The following is a 7,889-nucleotide window of genomic DNA, read 5'->3' as shown; positions in this document are numbered from 1 at the left end:
TGTAATTCCTCCTAAATTAGGATTTAATTTTCTGCATGTGATACATGCAATACGTGACATTCGACAGATGTCGAATAATCATTCTGCAAGGGTTATACTCCGATCAACGGAATATGCTTTGATATTTGTGCATGGGGTATAATAGGCTTTGTGGTCAAAAAAGGTTAAATCCTACATTTGGTAGGGTTAGCGATCGGAACATCGCAAAAAACACCGAACAGCGCAAGAAAATGATCCTCATCTTACCCCTCCTCCCCTTGATTTTTTGTTGAAAAATCCTTCGACAAACAACGGAGGGCAGACCGCATACTGACCCGCCGCACACTCCCTTCTCTATTCGACCCCGTGCGGGAAAATCTTTCCGACCGCAGCTCTCTCCGAACGATTTTTTTCTCTCGCGGAAAATTTTTTTTGAAAAAAATCCCGCACACACCCTCACACACAAAAAAATGTGCTCCGTACCAACACTCTTGTGTATGTGATGTGACGAAAGTATTTAGTAAATTTTTTCTGGACATTGTAGGTGAGTGAGTAGGAAAAAAACGCAGATAACGCAGATGCGTCGCTTCGCGCCGCTGCTTCGCTCATCGCATTTTCTTAACGCTGCTCTCGCCCGCCCGGAATCGGGCGGCTGCTCGTTGCTGTCGCAAACGCAGCTAAAAATGCTCGCGAAGCTGGTGCAGGATAAGGGATGAGTGGGAGCTTCGCGAGCATTTGCCGTCGCGCTTGCGATAGCAACGCCACCCGTCCGCTCGGACGGGATGGCGAGCGACGAAGAGCAAATGCGATGAGCGAAGCAGCGCCATTAGGCGCATCTGCGTTATCTGCGTTTTTTTTTCTTCCTACCCATTCACCACTCACTCACCTACAATGTCCAGAAAAAAAAACGTTCCGGAAAAATCTACGGAATCTTCCCGTCACATCACATCCGGCGCAACCCCCCGCACACCATACGTATGACATATGGACAACTCCCCGCCCGCACTACTATAATAGTGCCTTCCCCATCAACACTCAGAACACCCAACCCCATTGCCCCGACCCAAAGTTACATATCATTTCACGTAACATTATACAATAACCAACAGCAACACTGTTGGCCAAAGTGGAAGCATATACCCGTACCGTCTCTCACCGTGTACATCACCCATCACCGGATGTACATTATGATAGAACTCCCCACGTCACCCCCGACAAGGTCCGGCTATATGTACACACCACCTTGAAAAAAAACATCCCCGCTCTTTTCCAAAAAAATTCAAAAAAAATTACCGTCGTGCAAGCGCACAGCCCCCGCACGCCCGGCACACCATCTCGTCCGGCGTAAACGCTCGTCCCTCCTGACAAAACGGAAGAATATCCGCCGCATCCCGACGGAAATAAATATGCGGCACCAGCGAAACATGCGTATACGCCCCCACCGCAACCCCCACCTCCCCCGCCACAAACTCCTGCAACCGCGCCAGCGCAAACATATTCGCCCCCGCCGCAGACAACATATCATTACTCCGGAACACCACCTTCATATCCAGACGCCCCTCCCGCACCACACACTGAACCAACTGCAAACACGGACAATCCCCCAGCCGCCCATCAACCGGCGGACACCACGTAACCCCCACCGCCCGCCGCGACTCCGGCGACTCCCGCAACTTCTCAACAATATACCGCACCTGATCACAATGCACCTCCCCCTCCCCATCGCACAACCCGCACCCCCAATCAAACAACCGCCCGTGATAATCATACTCAAACACCGCATCCGACCCGAACAACAGATTATGTGCATACGAATCCAAAAACGACTCCTTAAACCGCGAACACGGAGAACTCATCGGAGCGGCCAGCGGCGTCTCCACCCGCAGACACACCTCATCCGTCTCAATCGTATCCTCCCCATTCTCCGTCCGCAGAAACGAACCACTCTGCAAAATATACCGGACAACAAGCTCATGAGCACGACCCAGACTCGGCGCACGAATAACCTTCATAGCATAATAAGATTGAACACAATCACATAAAAGAAGTAGCCCGTAGCAGATTCGAACTGCTGTCGAGGGATCCAGAGTCCCCCATGATTGACCACTACACTAACGGGCTATATTGCCTTACTAAATACGCATCAAACCTTAATTAACATAACGATTCTCATTCATCACGCTGACAGTCCACCACCATCAACAAAAACATATCTCGCAAACCATCAAAACGACGCCAGAAGCGCCGCAACAATCGCCGTCAGAAAAATTCCGTCAAACGTCCCCGCACCCCCGATCGACAACATCCCGCAACCTCCCTCATAAACCTCCCGCAAGTGCAAAAGATCCGCACCAATCAGCGTCCCCAGCGTCCCCGCAACAAACCCCATCATCGCCGCAGGCAGCCCAAACCCCCCGCACAACATCAGCGACACCGCAACCGTCACCAGCGGACCCACAAACAACGGCGTCGCAACACCAATCCCCCGCACCGGCCGTGCCGCAAAAAACATCACCACACTCACCACACCAACCGCCGCAGCCACCCGCACCAAAAACCACTCGCCCCCCGCAACCTCCCCCATAACAACCAGACCAATCAAATACACCGAAATCAACACCGGCACAACCGCTCCCCCCAGATTCACCGAAACCGCCATCCCGCACTCATCCTCACACTCCCACCGATCCGTCCGGTACATCCGATCATACATCGACGGCGCATACTGCCCACGCGGCCTCCGCACCCTCCCCTCCCCTCGCCGCATCGTACACAGCGGCACATTCACAAAACTCCCCACCACAATCACCACAAGCAACAGCACAACCACCCAGAAACTAAAACCAAGACGCGACAACGCCGCACCAATCACCCCCAAAAACAACAACGGCAACCCCACCACAACCAACAGAATCAAACCCAGCAAAAACCAGATCGACAACGGACTAAACACCAACCGGCTCATACCACTACTACGTCAAAAAAATATAAAACAGTATTCACACCCGCTCACACACAATCGCCGCATGATCCGCATGATACGGCAAAAGCCACACCGCCGCGACAACCCGCAGCCCCGCAGCCTCCAGCTCCGCACACGTATCCGCAAACACCTCCTCCGGACACTTCCGGACATCCACACTCCGCGTCTTCAGCATCAGAATCACCCGTCCCCCCGACCGCAAAAACGGCAGATGCCGGATCGCAATCGCCGCCTGATTCGGCTGTGCCACATCCTGATACACCAGATCCACCGCCTCTACCAGCGGCGCATACCGCTGCGGCTGCGTCGCATCCCCAAAAATCGGCACAATATTCTTCCGCTTCCTCGCAACCACCAGCAGATCCTGCATCGGACGCGGCGCAAACTCCACCGCATACACCGCCTCCGCATAATCCGCCACATGCGAAACCGTCGTCCCGTTCGCCGCACCAAGATACAGCACCACCGCACCCTCCGGCAAATCCGTCGAACCATCCAGATACCACAACGCCGCAAACTTACTCCGGTACGGATCCCACACCCGGAACTCCCCCATCATCCGCTCCCCGTATACCCCGCCTTCCCCTCTCGACACCAGCGTCCCGTCAATCGAAATCACTTCCGCACCTCCTTTTTCATCGGCTCGGTCCCTGTGCCCGTCCCCATCAACCCGTCAATCCGCGCATTCGCCGCATCCACAAACACCGCATCAAGCTCCCCCCGGAAATAATCCAGCCGTGCCGCAATCGCCAGCTTCGCCGCAAGTGCACGCGCCACCGCACCCCGCACCTCGCGGGGCGCATTATGCACCCGCCGGTGCTGAAACACGATACCGTGTTTCGGCGACGGCGTCCCCGTCCGGATATGCGAAAACAGCGCCCCCTCCGCACCAATCACCTGAATCGACGACCCCGGCATCCGCGCAACCGCCGCAAGCCCCCCGGCCCGCGACATCAGGCGGGCGGCCACCAGACCGCCCACCAGCGCACTCATATTCGGAATCACCACAACCGCCTTATGCGAAACCTCCTTCATCAGACTCGTCCGCGCCGCAGACATCGACAAAATCTCTTTGGCAACCTTCTTCATCGGCTCCGTCCCCTTCTTCCCGATCATCGGCAAAAGCCGGGCAGCGCCCGCTCCCGAACCCCGGTACTTACGGGAAAACGACGGCGTGATGGAAATATACCAGTCAACCAGCCGCTCCGTAAGGAGATTGATCACCGTATCCATCTCATCAAGCGTCCGCACCATCTGCAGAAGCTCCACATCCTTCTCCTGCGACGCAGCCGCAATTCCCTCTTCGGCCATGTAGATTGTGACCCGCCGGACAGCCTCGAGGTACTCCTGCCGATCCCGGACAAGACCAAGCTGCTGCGCCTGCCGCCAGTCGCAGGGAACGTACGCCGTCATATCGGTTTTTACTGCCCGCAGTCGTGCAGCAACCTCTGCTGGGTCTGTTGAGATGTCGGTTCCCGACCCGTACCAGTACATATAATATAGTGTGTTTTTCGTCGGGGATATAGATATGCGGATGATGCTCTTGTCTCGTTCGGCGTTTGGTAGGATTCAATCTGTGGTTTTGGTAGGATTCAATATTTTGGGGGTTGCGTGTGTGGTACTTTGTGTGCCCTGTTGCTACTATCTGGTTGTACCTGATTTTGGGGTGTTCGTCGATTGCTGAAAGAGATTGTTTTTAAATTTTGTGTTGTTTCTGCTGTTTTTTTGAAAGGATTTTCAATTGGTATGGGAAATTTGTCTGGTTTATTGGGGGTGATCTTCGGTGTTTTGTTGGATTTTGTTATTTTTTGGGATTTTCAGATTTTTTGATTGAATCCTTATTTAGGAGGAATTACATTTGAAAAACATGAAAATAATGGCAGTTCTCGCCGTTCTGCTCGCAACAGCGCTTTGTGTGGGTGCGGTTTCCGCAGCCGACGCAAGAGTGGTTGCTGCGGATGGATATGCCTTTGTTGGTGAAAATATCACCATTTCAGGTACAACACAGGGAGATGACCTCTATCCATTTGATGCAACGACTCACAAAGTCATTGCGGGCGATCCAATTCTGAATGGAACTGCCCAGAACTATATACTGACCTATTCTGGAAACTTTACTGCATCTGCAGCCCCCCTTTCCGTGGGTGATGGAGTTCTGGATAGTGCGAAGAACATCACTGTAGCACAGCTTGCATTTGAGGATGTTCCCTCCGTGGTCGCAGTTGGAAAGGACGTAACCGTTAAGCTCAACGCAACGGTCAACGGTCAGAAACCCGCCGCTACCACTGGCCTTTTCGCAACGGTAATCGCGACACTGGGTACAACCACCCCAGTAGAAAAAGAAGTTACGGTAGATACCTCTACAAATGCAGTACTCGTTGAATTAGGTTCATTTGAATCTGCAGGTACGATCACAATTGCATTGAAAGGTGTTGGTACTTCATCCGGTGCTACCCCATACCTGGCAACATGTGACGCAGCCTCAGTTACTACCGTAAATGCTGTCTCAGTTGCCCCTGCACCAATTGCAAGCGCACCGAATGCATTCGTCTATCAGGTTATTGACACAGGTGATGGTGCAACAACGCTGACGATGTACAAAGACGAGATCGGCAAGTCCCAGGTCGTCAACGTCATTAGCGGTGAAAATGGTATTTTCAACCTCCTTGACTCAGTCGTCAAAGGAAACTACGGTGCATACTCTACAACTGGCGGGGACGACACGGTCATCAACATCTGGTATCCTGAACTGAGCCTGAAAGCAGAGCTCACAACTGGGGAAAACGGTGAAACCGAGGGTGACTCCATCGATGGAAAGACCGTTGGCAAAAACACCAAGGTCAGCTTCCTCATCGAAGCCCCGAAACTCGGAACCAGCTATGCAACAACCCTTGCAACCGCAAAGATTGTCTTTACCACTCCGGCAGGAGGTAAGACCACCCAGTTTGGAGACGCCGACTACAAAGACGTCAAGATTAATGCAGTAAAAGTTCTCGCAAACTTCTCCGCAGCCGGATCAACCGCCGCAGCCGGAACCTACACCGCTCAGGCAGAATTCTCCGCACCGGACTACTTCAAGAACTATGCTGACAAATCCAACACGATCTCCTTCACGCTCCAGAGTGACACGCTCACCGTAACTGCAGCAAAGGACTCTGTTGTTCGCAGCAACCCGTTCACGGTCACTATCGGTGGCAAAGCAAACGCCAAGTATGCAATCTACCTTGATGGCATTAGCGGCTCTGACATCAACCCATACCTCCAGCCCTCCCAGAGTGGTCAGCAGGATGTAACCGGAATCAGCAGCGATGTCAAAGGCAAGATGGGTGACTCTGCTCTTATCCAGAACGGTAAGTACACCTACGGTCTCTTTGAGACAGATGCAAGCGGAAAGCGCACTGTCCAGTACAACACCGCAGGTGACACCGAAGACAAGACCTACACCGTCAAAGTTTACAACAATGCAGACGTAACCGATTACGACTCCGTAAAGATCAAAGTCGAAAAAGGAGCAGTAACCGTCACTGCATCCGGTGATGGTTCTTACTACATCGGTGAAGAGATTAAACTCACCGGTACCAACACTGACAGTAGCAACATCTTCCTGTTCATTACCGGTCCGAACCTTGCTGTTGATGGTATTCAGCTGAAAGAAGTTGCAAACAAAGAAGCAACCGCATCCAGAGCACTCTACAACGCAAACCCGATTGCTGTCAAGACTGACAACACCTGGGAATACAAGTGGGACACCTCAAAGTGCGGACTTGACACCGGTGCATACACAATCTATGCAACCAGCATCCTGACGAATGGTAAAGCATCCAGCGATGCAGAAACCAGTGTTACCGAATACGGTAAGAAAGTCGTTGTAGGCGATACAACTACCTACTATGCAGTCAAACTCTCTGACTCCGAGTATGCAACCGTTTCCGTCAACCTGAAACAGCCGTTCCTCTCCGCAGTCCCATCCGGAACTATTGTCGCAAAAGGCGATAAGATCTACATCCGTGGAACCGCAGAAGGCGACCCGAGCACCCTGATGCTCTATATCTTTGGTCCGAACAAGTACCAGAGAGAATCCATCACCGTCGAAGATGATGGAACCTACGAAAAGAAACTCGACATCGGATCCGAGTGGGCATCCAACCAGTACTTCGTTGTCATTGAACACCCGATGTACAACAACGAAATTGATGTGAAGCAGGTCTACTACGACAACCAGAATGAGGTTGTCCCCGACAAACTTGGCTCAGTTTACACAACCCTCGAAATCAAGAACTTCGGTAACACTACTGCAGGAACCGCAGGTCTGCAGGCATCCTTCGTTGTCGAAGGTACCAACAAGCTTCAGGGATCCAATGCAGCAGACGCACTCACCAAGATGATTGACTCTGCCAACATTGATGATATCTACACCAAGCTGACCTTCACTGTTGCCGAGCCATGGATCAAGATCGTTAACCCGGGAGACCAGGCACTGGGATCCAAGTTCACGATCACTGGTACCACCAACCTTGCAGTTGATGATCAGATCCTTGTTGAGGTTGTATCTTCTTCCTTCAACGCAGTTGACAAGACTTCCACCTCCACCACCTCCGGTGTCTCTCAGACCACCAAGGTTGTTGCAGGAAATGGTGGCGACAACACGTGGACTGTTGAAGTTGATACTACCAACTGGAAACTCGATGAGTACACTATCAAGGCATCTGGTATCGAAGTCGATGTAACCACCACGACCAACTTCAACCTCGTTGAGAAAGTCGTGACCCCGACTCCGACCGCAACTGCAACCGGAGCAACTCCGACCACCACCACTGCACCCGCAACGACTACTCCGACCCAGACTCCGGGATTCGGCGCATTCATTGCACTCGCAGGACTTGGTGCAGTAGCACTCCTCGTACTCCGCAGAAACTAACTGCGTGAA

5 protein-coding genes and 1 tRNA gene are annotated in these 7,889 nt (G+C 52.4%); 1 reads left to right on the top strand and 5 read right to left on the bottom strand.

Annotation, left to right across the window (positions count from 1 at the left end; genetic code table 11):
* Positions 1 to 1,268: 1,268 nt before the first annotated feature.
* The 5 genes from O0S09_RS07640 to O0S09_RS07620 form a co-directional block, all read right to left on the bottom strand.
* Complete coding sequence (locus tag O0S09_RS07640; RefSeq protein ID WP_268923376.1) at positions 1,269 to 1,991, bottom strand: thymidylate synthase; 723 nt, start codon at positions 1,989 to 1,991, stop codon at positions 1,269 to 1,271.
* 36 nt (positions 1,992 to 2,027) lie between these two features.
* Positions 2,028 to 2,100 (bottom strand) — tRNA-Gln (locus O0S09_RS07635).
* Positions 2,101 to 2,203: 103 nt separating this feature from the next.
* On the bottom strand, positions 2,204 to 2,896 hold the full coding sequence (locus O0S09_RS07630) for a DUF1614 domain-containing protein (RefSeq protein ID WP_268923375.1): 693 nt from the start codon (positions 2,894 to 2,896) through the stop codon (positions 2,204 to 2,206).
* An 82-nt stretch (positions 2,897 to 2,978) separates the two neighbouring features.
* Positions 2,979 to 3,581 (bottom strand): fibrillarin-like rRNA/tRNA 2'-O-methyltransferase, encoded by a 603-nt coding sequence (locus tag O0S09_RS07625; RefSeq protein ID WP_268923374.1) that lies wholly within the window; start codon positions 3,579 to 3,581, stop codon positions 2,979 to 2,981.
* Positions 3,578 to 4,456: an NOP5/NOP56 family protein gene (locus O0S09_RS07620; protein WP_268923373.1), complete on the bottom strand. Its 879-nt coding sequence runs from the start codon at positions 4,454 to 4,456 to the stop codon at positions 3,578 to 3,580. The genes O0S09_RS07625 and O0S09_RS07620 overlap by 4 nt, the downstream gene beginning before the upstream one ends.
* Before the next feature lie 373 nt (positions 4,457 to 4,829).
* On the opposite strand from O0S09_RS07620, the gene O0S09_RS07615 reads away from it, so the two are divergent.
* Positions 4,830 to 7,880, top strand: a complete 3,051-nt coding sequence (locus O0S09_RS07615; protein ID WP_268923372.1) for an MEMAR_RS02690 family S-layer glycoprotein — start codon at positions 4,830 to 4,832, stop codon at positions 7,878 to 7,880.
* The last annotated feature ends 9 nt before the right edge of the window (positions 7,881 to 7,889 follow it).

This window comes from Methanocorpusculum vombati, from assembly GCF_026891935.1.
Classification (GTDB): domain Archaea; phylum Halobacteriota; class Methanomicrobia; order Methanomicrobiales; family Methanocorpusculaceae; genus Methanocorpusculum; species Methanocorpusculum vombati.
This window is presented reverse-complemented; position numbering and strand designations above follow the sequence as displayed.

Bases quoted from the DNA above. Each gene is read 5' to 3' on its own strand.
- O0S09_RS07640 (WP_268923376.1), bottom strand. From the start codon at position 1,991: ATGAAGGTTATTCGTGCGCCGAGTCTGGGTCGTGCTCATGAGCTTGTT.
- O0S09_RS07620 (WP_268923373.1), bottom strand. From the start codon at position 4,456: ATGTACTGGTACGGGTCGGGAACCGACATCTCAACAGACCCAGCAGAG.
- O0S09_RS07615 (WP_268923372.1), top strand. From the start codon at position 4,830: ATGAAAATAATGGCAGTTCTCGCCGTTCTGCTCGCAACAGCGCTTTGT.